Below are 19,722 nucleotides of genomic sequence, written 5' to 3'. Positions count from 1 at the left end.
ATAATTCGAGTATTTTCATAGCATCTTAAGCTTAGAAGTCTAAAATGATTAATAATTTTGGCCTCTGCGTAAGATGACTGTTAAGCTCTGTTGCGTAGCGAAGGTACATAGTTTCTGGAGACTAGAGTGTACCACCTCATTGAATGCCTAACGCAGGAGCATCATTACGGGTTGCTTGCTGTTGCTGTTCTAGTCTGCCTCAGTGGCTCGCTTTTGACAGCGATCGTCGCACGGAAGACGATTGTTTCATATGGGGTGCGAAGGCGCATTCAGATATTTTTGGCGGCGCTGATCGGCGGCACTGCTATTTGGTCAACTCACTTTATCGCCATGCTGGCTTATGAGCCTGGATACCCTCATGGATATGATGCGACGTTAACCGCCGTGACCTTACTTATATCTGTAAGCGGCTTATTCATCTCCAAAATGATACTCGGATATGCATCATCGCCTCTCAACTATGGGTTGGGGGGCATTACTTTCGGGTTGACGGTTGTCGTGATGCATTATGTTGGGATGGTCGCTTACGAAGTCCCTGGAAAGCTTAATTGGAATCCGATCACAGTATTCGCCTCAACCGCCTTGGGATGTCTTTTCGGCGTGGCCGCATTTCACCGATTCATTCATCCTGTCACCAGATATTGCTGGATGGGGGGCGCTGTGCTTATCGTGCTGTCGATCTGTTCGATGCATTTCATCGGAATGACTGCCTTTACGATTGAATTAAGCCCGCTTGTCGAGGTTCCTGAAACTCTGATATCTGACACGACGCTTGGACTACTGATATTTGGCGTCACATCCGCCTTGTTTGCTATTGGTTTCATTGGCATCAGACTCGAAGATGGCGCCGTCAACGATGCACAGGTCAAGATTGAAGAAACCGCCACGATTGATGCGCTGACTCTATTACCCAACCGTCTGGGGCTAACAAAAGAGTTATCGCGCTGTAAGGCACTGTTAGAGATAGATAAAACAATTAAGATCGCAATACTAACAATTGATCTTGATCGGTTCAAGGAGGTGAACGACCTCTACGGCCATGCCGATGGAGATATCGTTCTATCACAGGTAACTAGCCGAATCTCCAAGGCACTGATCCAGGGTGAATTTATTGCCCGCTCAGGAGGCGACGAATTTGTTGCAATCAAGAGAGGCTTCCGCCGCATGGAGGAAGTGAAAGCCTTTGCAGCCAGACTCAGTTCAGCGTTTGTTGAGCCGATCGAGCTTCTATCTGCCTCCGTGCTAATAGGCGGCTCTATAGGAATAGCAACAACAGTCGAAGATGGTAAGGATATAGACGGCCTTCTGCAAAAGTCCGATCTGGCCATGTACCGCGCAAAGGACGACCCGGATCGAAATATACGATTTTTTGACATTGAGATGGGCGAAATCAATCGAGAGCGTCTTTCGTTGATCCAAGATTTGCGCAAAGCCCTTGCTAAAGATGAGTTTGAGCTTGTCTACCAGCTGCAAAACGATGTGACATCGAGGGCCCCAAGCGGCTTTGAAGTGCTCCTACGATGGAATCATCCTGATCGTGGCAGGGTCTCTCCGGGAGAATTCATTCCCTTGGCAGAAGAAACGGGGCTCATTCGAGAAATTGGACTATGGGTGTTGCGCAAAGCGTGCCTCGAAGCGGCCTCCTGGCAGATCCCCTACACAATTGCTGTCAATGTCGCACCCCAACAGTTGGTCCAGCCTTCCTTCCTGGAACACCTCTCCGATGTTCTTATGGAGAGCAGACTGGATCCTGCCTTGCTGGAGCTTGAAGTGACGGAGGCGAGCATCATCGATGATCAGGAATACACTCTCAAAGTGATGTCCAGGATCAAGGACATGGGCGTACGTATCGCGATGGACGATTTCGGAACCGGATATTCCTCTCTCGCGACACTGCAAGCCTTCCCCTTCGATAAGATCAAGATCGACAAGAGCTTCATACGGGATGTTCACATCAACAAACAAAGGGCCGCAATCGTGCGCGCAACAATCCTGCTTGGTGACGCACTCGACGTTCCGATCCTCGCCGAAGGTGTTGAAGTTGAAGACGAACTCTCATTCCTGAACAATGAGTGCTGCAAGTTCGTCCAGGGGTTTTTGTTTGGTCAACCCATGTCCGTCCAGCAGGTTCGCGAGCTTACGGACGATCTTCCTGAAAACAACTCATTGATGACGGGATGAACAAAATGGAGCTGAACCTCATATGCTCTCAATGCATCACAGTTAGCGGTCTGGCCAGAAGGAAATTTAGACACTAGCAATTGACATGAACTATTCAATGTCAATTGCTGAAGTTTGTGCACGACGCAGCGTCGGTATGTAATTAGATTATAACACGATCGCTTCCCACCCATTCTTGCCGTTCGTCGCGTAACTGCTATACTCCGTAAATGCATGTTACAGCTCCTTTTTTCTGCGCAGCGGCACTCCCAAATCAACTTGATGCCGACCATCCGAACGAAGCTCTCAGTCGCCTAAAGCGTCTCTTTTCGCGATTTCTTCGATATGCCTCTTTGTACTAAGAGTATCTAAATCAGCCTATTTGAAGATCATAATGTTGAAAGTGCCAGCTCCCGCAGGAAGCCCTAGCGCCAGCCATGGCAACGCAGGCAACGTGAAAGGCTCATTAAGAAGCGGCCCAGCCACTAGATACCGGTCACGTTCTCTGGAAGGATGCCAAGACTATCGAGCCAAACTTGATAGGCAAGATGCATTCTCTTTGGATCAGTTCTCGAAAGAAGGCTTAGATGTCGCCCCAATACGTGCATCACCCATTTTAATCGGTATTATACTCTGATAAGTAGGCCGACGCACAATCAATCGAGCTCAGACCGCATGTCGAACTCGTTCGATGTATAAAGTGGAGCCGGTTTCTAGCGGACATAGAGGCGCCTAGGTCTGTTATTGGCCAATCGATCAAGACCTTGCAATCGCAGCGCTAATAGCTGCCGTTTTCTATATTTACATGACTTCAATAACGACCGAGGTCCTAAGATCGGAAAAGCGCCAATTCTTTATGCCTGCACTAATGCCTACTATTTGATGCTAGATGACATTGCTAACAGAGGGTTTAACTGCCAAAAGTGACGTCATGAACGAGCTACCAAACCAGATAAAAGCCATCGCGATCTGATTTCTCCTCATCTTATGTCTACCCATCGCTGCATTGGCCGAACCAGTTATCGACGTCATTCACAGCATAGAACGTGATCTGGCAGCGCGTGTCGGTTTCTATATGCACGATACACAAACCGGGGAGGTAATCGCCTACGCTGCAGATGACAGATTTCCATTGAATAGCACTTTCAAGCTTCTGGCATGCGGCGCGCTACTGCATCGAGTTGAAAATGGTAACGTCAGTTTAGCTGATAACGTGCCATTGGAAGACATCGAGACCGTTGACTACTCACCGGCGATTGAGGCTTATAGTCGAGCAGAGAACCTCGAAGTCTCGCTCGGCATCTCTTGTAGTATGATGTTGTCTGTCAGTGACAATACGGCAGGAAATATCGTTTTATCAGCGCTTGGCGGGCCGGAAGCTCTGACTGCGTTTCTCAGATCAACCGGTGATCAGGTCACCCGGCTTGACCGCTGGGAGGCTGAACTGAACTCAGCTGTTCCTGGCGACCTGCGTGATACGACAACTCCGCGTGTGATTGCACAGACCATTCAAAACTTAATTTTGAGAAATGCTCTTGAACCAGCCTCGCGAGCAACACTTCGAGCATGGCTTGCGGACATAGTGTTGCCGATGCCTTGTTTCGTGCCACACTTCCATCGAATTGGTCGATCCACGATCGAACAGGCGCAGGTGGCTATGGATCTAGATCAATTGTCACCGTGATCTATCCACCTGATAGGGCACCAATTGTCGCAGCGCTGTTTATCACAGAAACGGAGGCAGACATCGATGCCCGTAATTCTGCTGCTGCAAGAGTTGGTGAGGCTATCGTTAAATATGTCACCAATAGGTGAGGGCGAATTGCCGACATTTGCGCAGCTTGTCGGATCCAGTGAACCGGGCTCATAGTAGACCCTCTCAGCACCGCAAAGTGCGTAAAAACTCAACGCCTCTATCACCTGCGGAATCAACCAGTCTAGGCCCGTGAAGTTACGGCAAGGGTGCTCTGCCTTTCAACAGATCATCAAGGTCGTCGCGGCACGTCTTCTTTAGTCTTCAGACGTTCCCTTGAGGCGCTCCGGAACCTCACAGCCGGCCTTAATTAGATAACAGAACCATCTCGACCGGCCATTTCATTGGAGCGCAGTTATAAGAACATCAATCTCCAAAGCTGACGTAGCGTGACCCGGTCTTTGCCTTCCCGCCGCAGGAAATGTTATCGCCTATTCCAGTGGCAGGCTTGCGATTCACGAAGACGATCCCGGACCTGCATGACAATCGCGACGATGTACCGGATCTGGGCACGAGCCGCAGATATGAAACGCACAGACTTGGCCTTGCCGAATGGGCTTAAGCCTTCGCTGAACTTATTCGCTACCGAACTCATAAGGTTCCCAGTGTTAGTGGTGCCCACATCGATCGACATGTTGCTGCCAGTGAGCTCGTTGTGATTGTTGGGGGCCTCGACCGCTTCGTCGTGATCCATCGATCGAAGCCAATAGTTGTTGATCCGCTCAGTATGATCGAGCTTGATCTTCTAGTTCCGGTCATCGTGGGAAAGGACCGATATCTTTACCGGTTTTGCCGCTACCATAGGCTTGCGTCCTGAACTGCTAGCTCGCCTTGAGACACATGAACCTCTGCCCTGCCGCTCCCAACAGATCTTCGCCGAAAACAATCACTCGCACCCCTCCACTTCGCCCACGAGCCCGATCGGGTCCGGCGACAGGTACTGCGTCGCCTCCGGGTCGTGATAGCGGAACCTGTTGTGACGCAACCCGCTCTCCTCGTCCTCCCATTGACCCTGGAACCGGATTAGGCAGGAGGCAGAGGGATGAGCGTCATTCGCCGCCCGTAGCTCTGGCTCGGCTTTCCCCCAGAGGCCGGGATCGGCGCGCCAGGCGACCGTCTGGCCGTCCTCGGAGAACAGCTCCCTTGGCGTGCCCAGATGATCGATCGTCACGTACCACAGTTGCTCTCCGGCCACCTTCGCGACGGGGATGAAGCTGCCCGGCTCGTAGATCCACGCCTCCGAGCAGTCCCAAGCGATGGTGCCGTCCGAATAGACCGGTGCACCGCCGCGATCTGATCGACGTCCCACTGATAAGCCCGGCTGCAAAGGAGAGCTGCATCGAACGTGAAGGAAAGAGGGACTTTCGAGCGCAGCCCGCGAAAATAGTTTTTGCACCTTATAAAGAACTTAACCATTTTTGAAAAAATTCTTTCTGCTCATCAACTCGAGAAAGATCGTCTCCTGAATATTGATCGAATGTTCGAACTAGATCGGCGCGAGAGGCTGCCTGACCTTTAGTTAATACATAGCCAACCAATCCATTAGACATACTACGTGACATATTCGAGGGGAAGAAGCTCAACCGTGCACCATTACAGCGCACCAAGAAGCCTCCTTTCTCCAAAAATCGTCTCATCTCGCAGAATGCATCGAAGAGATCCTCTCCATAGAAAATTTTCCTTTGACCGAAGATTACAGTAGAGATCTCATTCTCTTCCTCATCAACTTCGAGAGATATTATTTTCTTAGACGCGCTAGAAAAGATCTCAAGATCTGCCATCATTCTTAAAATCCGTAGTATTTAGAATTAAGAATAGAGTAGTCAACCAGATTTCTATTACTATCAATCGGAGTAGCGCCCTTAATTTGATTTGGGCTTACTGAGCTGGGAATAGCAATCTCTTGCTTTGTTGGAAACGGACTTCTAGACCCAAGGGATTTGTTCACATCTATACCTTTGTTCCCTGTATCAACCGCGTATATGTAACCATCGCGCGTTCCATAACCGGTAGCAAAATCGTTCGCGACATCCATTGATTTTGACGTCGACACGTAAGCCGAGGGTGGATTTGTGTTGTCTGCGGCGTGAGAAAGCAGGTCCTTACTTCAGCCGCGTGCTTTAAAGCCATCTTTAAAGACTTGAGCCGGACCCTCTCTAACACCGCGATAGGTCGTTTGCCTCGGCGCAGAAACATGCGGACACCCCGCTAACCCCAGCGGATCGACCCAGCCGTTCGGGTCCGCCACATAGCCCTGCGGCCGCACGCCTCCTGCTAGCCCGATCGGGCCCGGCGACAGGTACTGCGTCGCCTCCGGATCGTAGTAGCGGAACCGGTTGTAGTGAAGCCCGCTCTCCTCGTCCTCCCACTGCCCCTGGAACCGGATCGGGCAAGTTGCGAAAGGGCGGTAGCGGCGCCGGAAGGGCGACTAGACCCAGCCCTAAAAGCTCAAGATCAGCGTGCAGAGTCTAGCATGTATGGTAAGTTCTTAAATACATCCAATCAAGCCAGGGGTCGGCACAACCTACTCACCTTCCCCAACGGAAAGCGACCTCTTAAAGAAGGCAAATCGGTCTCCCTCTTCAAAAGTTATTCCTACGATCGTGTCTTTGTCCGCAGCCAATATGGCACAATCAATCTCGTGATCTGCTGGATAACCGCGCTCCCAGATCTTCTCTAACTCATTTGCCTCCACGATGATCCAATTCCCTGAGCTATCGCCCCCAATATTTAGATATAGCATTGCTCGCGGATCAGAGAAGAATTGGCGCCAGGCCTTCGAAAACCCTTCAATATCAGATTGTTCGACTACAAGATCCGGTTCATCAGCCATCATGATGAACGTCTTCCAGACGCTCATTGGGTCAATGAGATCTAGGTCTACGATTTTCGCATTAACCAGAGACGTTCTCTCAATAAAAGCATTATTATCCATCGGGATTAGCCGGTTCGTAATAGAAGTGGTGGCTGCCATCAATCTGACTGTACCTCTCCGCCGTCTTAGTGCTACCACCGCTGCCAAAATCCACACTGCTCCTTGTCGGATCGCCCTTTGGCTGACCCGCATGAAAATGGGACGCTCCATCTCTCTGGTGTTCAGCTATCACGCGAGAACCATTTGGCGTCTCATACTGACGATAAACACCATGCGAGCCCTTATCTTCTGAATAGAGATAGCCTTTCCTTCCAAGTCTTTTTGGATTATCGCCCACGGTCCAAGTCTTGTCAGGCTTGGTTCCAGGCTCGATCTTTGCTCTTCTCTGAATCTCTGTAAAGGCTTCTGCTCTCGTATCAAATTGCCGGTTACACGCCGCCAACCCCAGCGGATCGACCCATCCGTTCGGATCCGCCACAGAGCCCTGAGGCCGCACGCCTCCGGCCAGCCCAATCGGGTTGGGCGACAGGTACTGCGTCGCCTCCGGATCGTAATAGCGGAACCTGTTATAATGAAGCCCGCTCTCTTCATCCTCCCACTGACCCTGGAACCAGATCGGGCACGAGGCGGACGGCTGGTCGCCCTTCGCCGCCTGCAGCTCTGGCTCGGCCTGCCCCCGAGGCCCAGACCAGCGCTATGGCAAACCGCAAGAGCTGCCGGACAACCTCCCGCCTGACCGAGCACACCTCCCGGTGACAATGATCGTCATGTATTTGAGGTGGCTCTCGATAGTCGGCATGGTGCTATACACCGATCCCCGACGCGTCCCGCTGCTCAAATGCGTTGTAGACCCTCTACTGCAATGCGACCGGAAGCAAAACCGTCAACCCGCCCGAGTACCGCCCGCTCTCCCATCTCGCCTCGGCGGCAAGCAGCTGGTCAGTAGGGACCGAGCGAATCGTCTCGCTCCGCGACGCTGCCCTCGGACGAAAGGCCGAAATCAGGTAGATGGCAGAGGGATGACAGATTTGGTTCAGCCCATAAGAAATGAGCTACGACTTGCTTCCCCCGACAAGAAACCAGCCAACATAAACAGGTTCTCAGTAAGGAAAACTCGGTTCAGTATGGAAATCCGCATTGACCTTCATCAACCTAGATATCGCAAGTTGAGCATCCACGGCGCTTCCCTCAAAAATGCAAGAACCCCCCACCTCGATCAGCTTCTTTGATTCAATATAATTCTTTCCTGAAATCTGAGAAACCACCTTCATGAGATCCATTTCGGCCCTTTGCGGTTTTGAGAGGAATATTCTGTAAACATTTTCATCAGATGCGATAGCCGGTATGTGGGTGGTAACAATTTCCCACCTACCACATTCCTCACAATACCAACCCTCAGAGGATCCCTCGATCTTATGGATAAGGGATCCGTCACACCTAGAGCAAAAGTCTGAGCTAACGCTCACTTTCCGCCCCCTGGCTTGAATATTTCGAATTGACCGCGCAACGTGGGATGAGGCGTTCTATTTGGCTGCATTGGCGCAACAAACATATCTCCGTTAGGATAAGCCCAAAGAACTTCATTTGGCGCCAACACCTCAACGCCCAGCTTGTTTGACAGATTCTGGGCAAATCCGGTCGGACATTTTCCGGTCGAACAGGATAGTAGTCTAATGTTCTGACCAGTATACCCATCTTGTTGCTTTATTAACTTAGCAGCGACCCTATGATCAACCAGCATAGGGCCGTTCTTAGTTTGAATTTCCACTCTATTCTCGTTGCCATGCGCGATGACGTCATAATACCCTTTTGAGTCTATGTCTTTTCTATTGCTGACGCTTTGGAAGAACGGATCATTGTCCTTCATGAGATTTGCAGCTCCGGGGGCAGCATTTCGATTACTTGGCCCACACCCCGCCAACCCCAACGGATCCACCCATCCGTTTGGATCGGCCACATAGCCCTGCGGCCGCACGCCTCCCGCGAGCCCGATCGGATCCGGCGACAGGTACTGTGTCGCCTCCGGATCGTAATAGCGGAACCGGTTGTAATGGAGCCCGCTCTCCTCGTCCTCCCACTGGCCCTGGAACCGGATCGGGCAGGAGGCGGGCGCATGATCGTCATTCGCCGCCCGCAGCTCCGGCTCGGCTTTCCCCCAAAGGCCGGGATCGGCGCGCCAGGCGACCGTCTGGCCGTCCTCCGAGAACAGCTCCCTCGGCGTGCCCAGATGGTCGGTCGTCACGTACCACAGCTGCTCTCCGGCGACCTTCGCGACGGGGATGAAGCTGCCCGGCTCGTAGATCCACGCCTCAGAGCGGTCCCAGGCGATGGTGCCGTCCGCATAGACCGGCGCATCCGACACGATCTGATCGCCGTCCCACTGATAGGCCCGGCCGCCGCCCGGCGCGATATAGCCCGGCGCGTCCGGCTCGTCCCGGCGCCCCGCCACCAGCTTGAGCCTGCGCACGCGGCGTCCCAGCGCATCGTAGCCATAGCGCCAGACCGATCCATCCGGCGTCTGAAGCCGCACGAGGCGGTCCTCGCCGTTCCACTCCATCTGCCAGACCTTCGGGCGGAATCCCGGCTCCTCCACACGCTTCTGGATGACGCGCCCGCAGGCATCATGCACGTAAGACACCCGTCCCCGCTGGCGGATCCGTCCGCCGGGAGCCTGCGCGATGGGTGTCTGGCCTTGAGGATCGCGGATTGCGGTCAGGTTGCGGCAGGGATCATAGTCATAGGCGGTGCGCGCCGTCTCGACCCCGTAGCGGTCAAGGCGCTGCGTCAGGGCGACCTGACCGCGCGCGTCATAGCCAAAGCGGGTCTCGCCCCAATGCTTGTCCGCCAGACGGATCGCCCGACCGGCCCGGTCCCAGTCATAGCTGCGATGGGTCCGCGAGGCCGAGCCGCCGAGCGCATCATAGCGGGTCGAGATCGAGAGCATCCCCCGCCGCGCCTCGTCCGGCAGCGCCTCGATCGGTCCCGCCATCTGCGTCTTGAGCCGCCCTGCAGGGGTGTAGCCCTGCGCCAGCGCAAAGCCCTCGCCGCTTTGGCGCAGCACCTCGGCGCCGCGCGCATCGCGCTGGAAGGTCAGCGGCGCGTGACCGGCGATCCGCAGCTCCTCGGGCAGGCCCGCCTTGCTGTAGCCTGTCGCCAGCGGCAGGACATCGCCAGCGCGCTCCGTCCGGCGCGAGGCGCTGTCGGCATAGCCCGAGAGGATCTCCCGGCCATCGACGCGCTCGGTCACTACGCGACCCAGCGCGTCGTAGTCGTACTCGACCCGCGCCTCTGCGTTCTCGGCCAGCGTCATCAGGCCCCGCGCGTCGTATTCGAACCGCGTGACCAGCGGGCCATTCGGATGGCCCACCTGCATTTCGATCAGATCGCCGCGCGGCGAATAGCTGTACCGCGTCTCCGTCCCGTCCGGCGCGAACTTGGCAACCACCCGAGAGGCCGCGTCGCGCACATACCGCGTCACCAGCCCGGAGAAATCCCGCTCAGAAACAAGCGCGCCCACGGCGTCATAGCCGTATTCGTACCGCTCGCCCGCCGCGTTGACGACCGCCGTCAGCCGCATCTCGCCGTCATGCTCAAGCTGTAGGCTGTGCCCCGCCGCATCCGTCACGCTCAAAGGCAGATCGAAGGCCCCGGCCTCGAACCTCCGCGTCTGCCCTTCGCCATCGGTGAGGCTGGACAGCTGCCCCTCCCCGTCCCAGCTCATCCGGGTGGTGCTGCCATCGGGCAAGGTCATCTCGCGCACAGCCCCGCGCGGATTGTCCGGCCCGCGCGCCATGTCATAGCGCGTGACGCTGCCTGCGGCGTCCTCGACCAGCGTCAACCGCCCTTCAAGATCGTAGCGCGTCCGCTCCTCGTGCCCGTCGGCCGAAACGCGCATGCGCGGGCGCATCAGGGCATCGTAATAGATCCGCTCCTGACGGCTGCCCGGCATATCGATGCGCAGAACCTCGCCTTTCTCGCCGCGCCGCAAGGAGGTCACACCGCCCAGCGGATCAGTCACCGCGGACAGATTGCCGTCCCCGTCGTAAAGGAAACTCTGCGCCCCCCCCGACGCATCCGTCTGCTCGGTCAACAGACCGTTGGCATCATAGGTCCAGCTCTGCGTCTCGCCATTGGCATCGGTCAGCTCTGTCAGGAACCCCAGGTCGTTGAACACATAGCCGACCTCGGCCCCCAGCGGATTGACCCGCTTCACGACGTTGAACCGCGCATCCCACTCGGTCAGCCAGACCTCCCCGGCCTCGTCGACTTCCTTCCAGACCAGACCGTCGGCATCGTAATGGAAAAGGCTCCGGTCGCCGTTCGAATTAAAAACCTCGGTCCGCCCATTCTCGGGATCGTGGATCAACCGGACCGCCATATGACCGCTCGTCGACCAGGACCGCACGATCCGGTCCGTCGCGTCATAATCGTAGAAAACCTCGGTCGCATTGGTATCCGCCCAGCGCGAGATCCGCCCCTTCGCATCATAGCTGTAACAAAGCGTCCCCATCTGGGACGAGCGCGCCTCCTTCAGCCGCCCGGACGAGGTATAGTCCCAGGCAAAGGTGCAATCGCCCTGCTCATGGTCCCGCAGGCTCGCCTCGCGGATCAGCCCCTCATGACTGATGACATCCACGATGAACCCGTCCGAGTGCGAGACCCGAACCAGATCGGCCCCGTCATACTGAAACGCGATCCGGTTGCCGTTCCGATCCTCGATCGCCGAGAGCAGGATCCGGTCCTCAACCCTCTGATTGAACACGTAAAAGATCTGCTCGGCGCGATCATAAAGGAAAATCTCGCCGCTCTTCTTGCCCATCAGCTCCAGATGGGGAAAGCGCAAATGCTCGGCGTCGATGAATTCGTCCGGCGTGTGATAGACGATCCGCGTGTCTTCGGCGTTGTGGTAGACGATCGTCGGCCCGTCGATCCGCAAATGCTGCGACCAGCTCGATGCCCAGTCGCGTCCCAGAAGACCGCTCGCACCCGGCGCATAGGACCGGGTGAACTCAAGCGGAATGGTTCCCGGGATCGACAGATCCGTGCGCACATCCACAAGCTGACCCGACGCGACATCAATCGGATCCCCGCAAGTCGTACACCGGTTGCGCGGCGTCGGCCCGTCGACAGTGCGCGAGCGGCTGCGCCCCCGGGAGCCTCCGCGCGGGATGGGCAGGATATCTCCCAGAACCATCAGCGTCCGGGTGATCCTCATCCCCCAGCCCTCGTCGATATCGAGCGCAATAGGACTCGTATCCATATCGATGGCGATGGACTCGCAGCCCGCGTTGATGACGCCCGCGCAGGTCGACTTGTGACCGATCCGCGCGATGGGCCAATTGTTGGCAAAGACGGTCTCGGCCCCTTCGGCGACAGCTTGCGGACCGTGCGAGGAACAGGCGACCTTGTCGGTGACCCGCGCCACCGGACGGCCCTCGAAATGAACGTTAAGCGACCCTTGCGCAATCGTCCCCTTGTTCGTGCCGTACTGGCCCGCCGCCGAGGCGAACCCCATCCCAAGCCCGCCGACCAAACCGCCCGCCGCCGCCGCGCCAACCATGACGACCAGGGCGGCTCCGCCGGTGGCCACGATCAACGCGCCCGCCGCGACAGCGGCCACGGCGCCTAGAACCAGACCGCCGAGCATCCCGCCCATCACAGCCAAAGAGCTGGTATGCGCAATCGGATCGCCCATCGTCGCGGGCATTTCGCCGTTCTCGGGAAGCCTCTCATAGCCGGGGATCCGGCTCATCACCGCATGGCCCAGCGCATCCCCGGCATAAGCGCCCACGGCACCCGCGGCGATGCCGACCCCGATCGCAGCTGTCGCCGACGCCGCAGCAATCGCGCCTCCGGTATAGGCGGCGACGGCGACCGCGCCGCCCGCCATCGAGTAGCTGACCGCATCGCTTTCCGCGACATTCAACGCCGCATCCCAGGTCCGTTCGGTCGTGGAGCGATCATACGGGCTGCGAACGGTGGGTTCGGCGGTGGACCGTGATCTGTTCGTCGATGTCCGGCGCCCGACATTGCTCCCGACCCGTCCGGGGTTGCCGATGGGATTGCCGAACATCCCCATCCGATCAGGCCGCCGGTTCCGTCAGGGACAGCGTCTCTACGATCCGCTTGACCTGCGCCTTCTGCGCGTCGCTCATCTTACCCGGCATCGAGGCTGTCAGAACCATCGCATGGGACGGTGCATTCACTGTCGTAATGACCTGATGCATCGGTCCCTGCTTGGCGGTCCAGGTGCACTCGATCTCGACCGCTTCCCGCTCCGAGACAGTCAGCGCCTGCTGTGCGAGGATCTTGAACTCCGTCAGCGATTCCGACGCTTTCTCGATCTCGCCCGAAACGTATTCGGTGAACTCCATCCCCCACGGAATATCGTCGCGCGTGATCGTGAACGACAGCCCCGGCTCGGAGCCGCCCGTGCTCGAGATGATGTTGATCGATTGATCCTTCCACTGATCGGGAAGATCGATATGGCCTTCATTAAAATGATACATGTCTGAAATTTATCCGGCGGAATCTTTGTTAAGATGAATCATGCCCGCGATCTGATCGATGATACCTTCGGTCAGCACGATCTGTGAGCCCTTGAACCGCAGGACAATCGCCTCCTTGGTCATCACGATCGTCCCATCTCCGACGGTCAGCACGATCTCGTCGCCCGCTTCCATGAAGATACTGTTCTCGGCCCCTGCCACGATCTGCCCTGGCGCGCCCGATCCGCCTTTTCCGGCGACGGCTGTCGTTGCGATAGTGTTCGCCACCAGGCTCCGGGTCTGCGCGACATCCTCGCTTAGGTTCCCGGCGGTGATCGTCTTGGCCTCATCGCCCGTCTGAACCGTGATCTGCCGGTTGCCGTCCCGCAGAAAGGTGGTCTCGTTATCAAGGATCACCCGGTTGAGGTCCTTCTGGGCATGCACAAAGATTTCCTCGCGGCCCGACTGGTCCTCAAAGGTCATCTCGTTGAACCCTTCGCCCTCATGGCTCTTGGTCTTGAACCCGCTTTTCGTCTTGGCCGCAGGCAGCCCCTGCGCGGGCATATTCTTCGAGTTGTAAACGCAGCCCGTCACGATCGGCTTGTCGGGATCCCCGTCGAGGAACTCGACCACAACCTCCATCCCGATCCGCGGGATGACCATGCCGCCCCAGCCGCCATGGGCCCAGGTCTGGCTCACCCGGCAGCGCATCGACTTCGCGCCTTCCAGATCCCAATGGAACTGCACCAGGATCCGCCCGAACTCATCGCAATCGATCTCGCCCTCGCCCACGACCTTGGCGGTCTGCGGCCCCTGCACCGTCGGCGCCTGCGTCTTGCGGCGCGGTGCCAAAGGCGCGGTGGCGGGCATCAGCGTGTAGCTCCCGCGATAGGGCTGCTCGTCGCTTTCTCCGCCCGAGCCGTAATTCTCGCCCTTGAAAAGATGATCGGCCGCCAGACACAGATAGGCCTGAGGCACCGCCCCCGGAGCGGGATCTCCGGTCAGCATCACCGTCATCCCCGCGCGCAGCGACATGCAGTTGCCCTCGGCCATGTGGCGCGCATCCCGTCCGCGTTCTTGCGCGGTGCGCAGCGCGGCAACATCCTTGCCCTGCGCCTGGTCGAGGTAATCGCCCGGATAATCGAAGCTCTCAATCTGCCCCATCGCATGGGCCGCATCCCCGACCCGGTCGACCTCCATCGCGGCGGTTGGCGTCTTGAAGTTGTAATCGATCAGCCGCACCGCACCCGTCGTCATGTTGCGCTCGGGCTTCCAGCTCCAGAAATGCTCCTCATCGGCAAGGTAATGGCCATCGGCACCCTTATAAGGCCGCGCAAGACCCGCGATCGGCTGATGCTCCTCGATCGCATCGGTCAGCACCATCGTGTGGCTGCCTTCGGTATGGGTGAAGTGATAGCTGATCCCGAACCGCTCCATCATACGGGTCGCAAAGCTCAGATCGTCCTCGCGGTACTGCACCACATATTCGATCGGCGCGTAATCCCGGGTCAGACGGTTCTCCAGATGCGGATCGCCCAGACCCGCATAGGTCGACAGCAGCTCCTCGAGGATCTCGACCACGCTCTTTTCGTGAAAGATCCTCTGGTTCCGCCGCCGGCTCGCCAGCCAGGCCCAGGGCCTGAGCGTCAGATCGTAGCGCACGCCGTTCTTGGCCGGTCCCGTACACTGCATCTTGGTGACGATCCCGTCGAACCACTGCGCGCCATGGGCCAGCGACTGGATCTCGACGCTCGCATGGGTGCCGATCACCGCATCGAAATCGATCTCCGGATCAACCGACAGCGCCTCGACGCGATACTCATAGAGAGTGTTGACCTTGTCCGCGCCCTCAAAGGACGCAAGAACCAGCGCCTCGGGCCCCAGGGATGTCAAAAGACGCCCCAGACGGGCATCCTGCTTGAAAATCGTGTTCATGGGTAAACCCCAGAAAGAATCGATGAAATGCGATGGCGCTATCGTATCCCTTCAAGCGCATGGCGCAAGCCCGGACAAAGCAGGGAAATCCCGACCTTTTGCGCCCGGGCCACAGGATCCAAAGACCGCCGCTACTGCGCCGCGACCGCCAGATCGCCGGATTTTCCCTCAACCTCGGGTTTGCCCGTCTTGCCCGAAGCCTCCGCCTTCCGCTCGCGCCGGAAGTAGGTCTGGTAGAAGACCGGCACACCCACCAGCGTCAGGATCGTCGCAAAACCAAGCCCGCCCATGATCGTCACCGCCATCGCGGCAAAGAACGCGTCCCAAAGCAGCGGCACCATCCCCAGGATCGTCGTGCCCGCCGCCAGAACCACGGGCCGCAGACGGCTGGTCGAAGCGACGACGATAGCCTCGGATTGAGGCTTGCCGGTTTCTTTCTCCGCATCGATCTCCTCGACCAGAACGATGGCGTTCTTGATCAGCATCCCCGACAGGCTCAAGAGCCCCAGAAGCGCGGTAAAGCTGAACGGCAACCCGGTAAACAGCAGCCCCAGCGCCACGCCGTTGACCGCCATCGGCACGATCGTCCAGATCACCGCCGCCTGCCGCAGCTTGCCAAAGAGAAGGATCGTGATCAGCAGCATCGTCCCGAAACTCAGCGGCATCTGCCGCCCCAGAGAGGCCTGCGCCTCGCCCGCGCTCTCGAACTCGCCGCCCCATTCCATCGTGTAGCCCTGCGGCAGATCGATTGCCTCGATCAGAGGCCGCACCTCGGCAAAGGCGGTCGGCGGTGTCACCCCGTCGATCACGTTGCCCTGCACCGAGATCGTGGGCACCCGATCTCGTCTCTCGATCAGCGTATCGCGCGCCAGAACCCGAAACCCGTCCACCACCTGCTCGAGCGGCAGGTAATCTTGCGTCGCGGGAGACCAGACCAGCTGATCGCGCAGCTCTCCGTCCTCCACGTCGCTGCGCGGCGCCCTCAGAATGATCGGGATCAGCCGGTCGCGCTCGCGGTAGCTGCCCGCCTGCACCCCGTCTGTAGCCAAAGCGATCGTCGTCGCCACATCCGCGCGCGAGATCCCGACCGCCTGTGCCCGGTCCTCCGCCAGGATCGGACGCGTCACCAGCTCCCGCTCGCGCCAATCGGTCCGCTCGGTATGCAAAAGCGGCGTCGCCGTCTCCAGAACATCCTGCGCCTGCCGCGCCAGCGCCCTGAGGACATCGGGATCGGGCCCGGAAAAGCGGGCTTCGACATCGGCGCCCACGGGCGGGCCATAGATGATCTGCTCGGTCCGAAGCTCGGCCCAAGGGGCGGCTTCGGCGGCAAAGAGATCCAGATCCCGCTTGAGCGCCGGGATCGCCTCATAATCCTGCGCCCGGATCACCAGCTGCCCGACCGAACTGTCCGTCGGCAGCGGATCATAGGTCAGGATGAACCGCGTCACCCCCTGCCCCGCCACTGAGGTCACCGAGACGACATCCTCCCGCTCGGCCAGCCAGTCCTCGATCACCGCCAGATCGCGCGACGTATCGTGGATCGAGGTGCCCTGCGCGCCCTTGTAGTTAAGATAGAACAAGGGCGTATTCGCGGGCGGAAAGAACTGCTGCTTGACCATCGAAAAGGCAAAGATGCAGGCCGCCGTCGTTCCGATCAGCCCCAGGATCACGAGCCAGCGCGCCTTGAGAGCGCCCCGCACCAGCGCCCCGTAGCCGCGAAAGATCGGCCCGCCATAGGGATCCTCCCCGCTTTCGGCATCGCCCTGCTTGAAGAGGTATTTCGAAAGAAGCGGCGTAACCGTGATCGCGAGGATCCAGCTCAGCGTCAGCGAAATCGCGATGACGGCAAAAAGCGAGAACAGGAACTCGCCCGACGCATCCGGGCTCAGCCCGATCCCGGCAAAGGCCATGATCCCGATCACTGTCGCGCCCAAAAGAGGGATCTGAACGCGCCCCGCCACCTTGTCGGCGGCCTCCTCGGCGGTCTTGCCGCGCTTCATCTCGGTCTGAATGCCCTCGGCGACGACGATGGCATTATCGACCAGCATCCCCATCGCGATGATCAGCGCGCCAAGGCTGATCCGTTCGACCTTCACGTCCCAGAGGTTCATGAAAAAGAACGTCGCCATCACCGTCAGCAAAAGCGACGCGCCCACCACGATGGCCGCGCGCCACCCCATGAACAGCGCCAGAACCCCGATCACCACGCTGACCGACAGCGCAAGGCTCAGCAGGAAGCCCGAATTGGCCTCGTCCACGACCCGGTGCTGCTCGTAGATCGGCTCCAGCTCGACACCCAGCGGCAGGATCGGCTCGATCTCGCCCAGCCGCGCCTCGACCCCCTGTCCGACCGTCACGATGTTCCGGCTGGTCAGCCCCGCAATCCCGATAGTAAAGGCCGCCGTGCCGTTATGGCGAATGATCGTCTCGGGCGTCTCCACCCGCTCGCGCCGCACTTCGGCGATATCCAGAAGGTTCAGAACCTCGCCGCCCACTCCGAAACTCAGGCCCGCAATTTCGGAAACGCTGTCATCGCCCGACGGTGCATCGACCCTCAGATCGCGCCCGCCCGACGGCGCCGTGCCGGTCGGCACGACCGAATTGGCGCCAGAGATCGCGTTGATGATAATCGCGGGATCGACGCCCAGATTGGCCAGATCGCGGCTCGCCGCCTCCACATAGATCGCCTCTTCGGGCAGCCCCAAAAGCTGCGCATTCGCTACCCCGTCGACGGCCAAAAGCTCGCGCCTGAGAAAGGTCGCGATCTCCCAGATCTCCGCATCGGAAAAGCCCTCTGCCGTCACCGCATAGTAGATCCCGAAGACATCGCCGAAATCGTCGTTAACCACCGATGATCGCGCCCCCTCCGGAAGCAGGGCCGCCGCATCGGCCACCCGATCGCGCAGATCGTCCCAGACCTGCGGCAGCTCGTCTCCGCCAAAGGTGTCGCGCACCTCGACCTCGATAACCGACACGCCCGGCGCATTGCGCGAGGTGACCTCCTTGATCTCGTCCATCCGCTGGACCTCGGCCTCGATCACTTCCGAGATTTCGGTCGCGACCTCGGCCGCCGACGCTCCGGGATAGGGCGTGATGACCAGCGCCGATTTCAGCGTGAAAACCGGATCCTCTAGCTTGCCGACCGAGATATATCCCGCCGCGCCGCCAAAGATGCAAAAGAGGATCAGAAGCCACGTATAAAGCGGCTTCTCGATGGAAAAACGAGCGATCTTCACGGCGCCCTACTCCTCGACCGACAGGCCGGTATAGGGCCGCACGCGCTGCCCTTCGTTCAGCAGATGCCCGCCCGTCGCCACGATCTGCGCGCCGTCGGGCAGCCCGCTCACGGTCAGGTCCGTCCCCGAGATCGAGGTGACCTGCACCTCCTGCGCGCGCACCGTTCCGCCGGTCTCGCCCTCAGGCTCGTAGATCATCACCCGCGCCGCCCGGTCCGCCCCCGGCAGCAACGCCGTCGCGGGCAAAGGTATCCCCGCCCCTGCGTCGATGTCCGTGCTCGCGATCACTGTCATCGTCGCGCCCGGGATCAGCGTCGGAATGTTCAGCTCGGGCAGGCGCAGTGTCACCAGAAACGTCTGCCCAACCGATCCGGTCTGCGCATCGAACTCCACCAGCTCTAGCGGGATAGGTCCCTCGACCTGTGGCAAAAGCCCGTGAAACCTCACCGAATCCGGCCCTGTTGCGCGCTGGAACAGCCGCTCGGGCACATCGATCTCGACCCGGATCTCAGACATGTCATGAAGCCGCACGATCGGCAGACCCGCCTGCACGTTGGAATACTGCGCCGTCAGTCGCGACGCGACGAGCGCTGCGAATGGCGCCTCCAGCGTGGCATCGGACAGCGCTTCCCGCGCATTGCGCAACGCCACCCGCGACAGATCCCGCGCCGTGCGCGTGTCGTCGGCCTGCACCTGGCTCGCGACGTTCTGCTCGGCCAGTTGCGAGGCCCTCTCGTAATCGCGCTCCGCCTGCGCCAGCGCCAGCTCCGCCTCCTCGACGGCCCGCTCGAACGGCCCGTATTCCAAATGCGCCAGCAGCGCCCCCTCCTCGACCGTCTCGCCTTCCACGACCGGGAACTCCACCAAAAGCCCGCCGACCTCGAAACTCAGATCGACCGTCTCCCGGGCCGCGATCCGCCCGAAAAAGCTCCGCTCCGCCGACGCCTCGGACGGCGCTGCATCGACAAGCTTCACCGCCGGAACAGGCAGCGCCACGCCGGACGATCCGACATCTCCGCCCTCGTCCTGCGCCAGAACGCTGGCCCCCAGAACGCAAATCGCTCCCAAAAGGCAGCATCGAAAAAGCTTAAACCGAGGCATGGGCGGTCTCCCTCAAGCGCGGTGGATCGCGCTTCGATAACCATGAACACCCGCGTTAAAGTAGTATAGGCAATCCAGGATCAACCCGAAAAACACAGGTGAATTCTCAATACTGACAGAGCGCGCCACCCTCCTGCCATCTCCTGACACTGGCAACAACCAAGCGGAAATCGG

General features: G+C 58.6%; 13 protein-coding genes. 2 read left to right on the top strand and 11 right to left on the bottom strand.

The features are described from left to right. The first annotated feature begins 126 nt into the window (after positions 1–126). The gene (locus tag AAD018_RS12015) at positions 127–2,181 is read left to right on the top strand and encodes a bifunctional diguanylate cyclase/phosphodiesterase (protein ID WP_367314324.1); all 2,055 of its coding nucleotides are present in this window, start codon (positions 127–129) and stop codon (positions 2,179–2,181) included. A 985-nt stretch (positions 2,182–3,166) separates the two neighbouring features. Beyond that, entirely contained in the window at positions 3,167–3,844 is a 678-nt protein-coding gene (locus AAD018_RS12010; RefSeq protein ID WP_367314323.1) for a serine hydrolase, read from the top strand. A gap of 955 nt (positions 3,845–4,799) precedes the next feature. Here AAD018_RS12010 and AAD018_RS12005 read toward each other — a convergent pair. The 11 genes from AAD018_RS12005 to AAD018_RS11955 form a co-directional block, all read right to left on the bottom strand. Next, positions 4,800–5,222: an RHS repeat domain-containing protein gene (locus AAD018_RS12005; protein WP_367314322.1), complete on the bottom strand. Its 423-nt coding sequence runs from the start codon at positions 5,220–5,222 to the stop codon at positions 4,800–4,802. A gap of 88 nt (positions 5,223–5,310) precedes the next feature. Further along, a complete protein-coding gene (locus AAD018_RS12000; protein ID WP_367314321.1) occupies positions 5,311–5,697 on the bottom strand; it encodes a hypothetical protein in 387 nt (128 codons plus the stop codon). A 2-nt stretch (positions 5,698–5,699) separates the two neighbouring features. Further along, complete coding sequence (locus AAD018_RS11995) at positions 5,700–6,011, bottom strand: scabin-related ADP-ribosyltransferase (RefSeq protein ID WP_367315186.1); 312 nt, start codon at positions 6,009–6,011, stop codon at positions 5,700–5,702. A gap of 9 nt (positions 6,012–6,020) precedes the next feature. Further along, positions 6,021–6,299, bottom strand: coding sequence for an RHS repeat-associated core domain-containing protein (locus AAD018_RS11990; protein ID WP_367315185.1), 279 nt, complete (start codon positions 6,297–6,299; stop codon positions 6,021–6,023). Between the two features lie 138 nt (positions 6,300–6,437). Further along, complete coding sequence (locus AAD018_RS11985) at positions 6,438–6,848, bottom strand: hypothetical protein (RefSeq protein WP_367314320.1); 411 nt, start codon at positions 6,846–6,848, stop codon at positions 6,438–6,440. Then, positions 6,841–7,404: an RHS repeat-associated core domain-containing protein gene (locus tag AAD018_RS11980; protein WP_367315184.1), complete on the bottom strand. Its 564-nt coding sequence runs from the start codon at positions 7,402–7,404 to the stop codon at positions 6,841–6,843. The genes AAD018_RS11985 and AAD018_RS11980 overlap by 8 nt, the downstream gene beginning before the upstream one ends. Before the next feature lie 846 nt (positions 7,405–8,250). Continuing rightward, positions 8,251–12,861, bottom strand: coding sequence for an RHS repeat-associated core domain-containing protein (locus AAD018_RS11975; RefSeq protein WP_367314319.1), 4,611 nt, complete (start codon positions 12,859–12,861; stop codon positions 8,251–8,253). A gap of 10 nt (positions 12,862–12,871) precedes the next feature. Next, entirely contained in the window at positions 12,872–13,297 is a 426-nt protein-coding gene (locus AAD018_RS11970) for a DcrB-related protein (RefSeq protein ID WP_367314318.1), read from the bottom strand. A gap of 9 nt (positions 13,298–13,306) precedes the next feature. After that, on the bottom strand, positions 13,307–15,211 hold the full coding sequence (locus AAD018_RS11965) for a type VI secretion system Vgr family protein (protein ID WP_367314317.1): 1,905 nt from the start codon (positions 15,209–15,211) through the stop codon (positions 13,307–13,309). Between the two features lie 131 nt (positions 15,212–15,342). Beyond that, on the bottom strand, positions 15,343–18,447 hold the full coding sequence (locus AAD018_RS11960; RefSeq protein WP_367314316.1) for an efflux RND transporter permease subunit: 3,105 nt from the start codon (positions 18,445–18,447) through the stop codon (positions 15,343–15,345). A gap of 6 nt (positions 18,448–18,453) precedes the next feature. After that, entirely contained in the window at positions 18,454–19,548 is a 1,095-nt protein-coding gene (locus tag AAD018_RS11955) for an efflux RND transporter periplasmic adaptor subunit (RefSeq protein WP_367314315.1), read from the bottom strand. Between the last annotated feature and the right edge of the window lie 174 nt (positions 19,549–19,722).

This window comes from Aestuariibius insulae, assembly GCF_040783535.2.
In the GTDB taxonomy this organism is placed as follows: domain Bacteria; phylum Pseudomonadota; class Alphaproteobacteria; order Rhodobacterales; family Rhodobacteraceae; genus Aestuariibius; species Aestuariibius insulae.
Note: the sequence above shows the minus strand (reverse complement) of the source record. Positions and strands in the feature narration are given on the sequence as shown.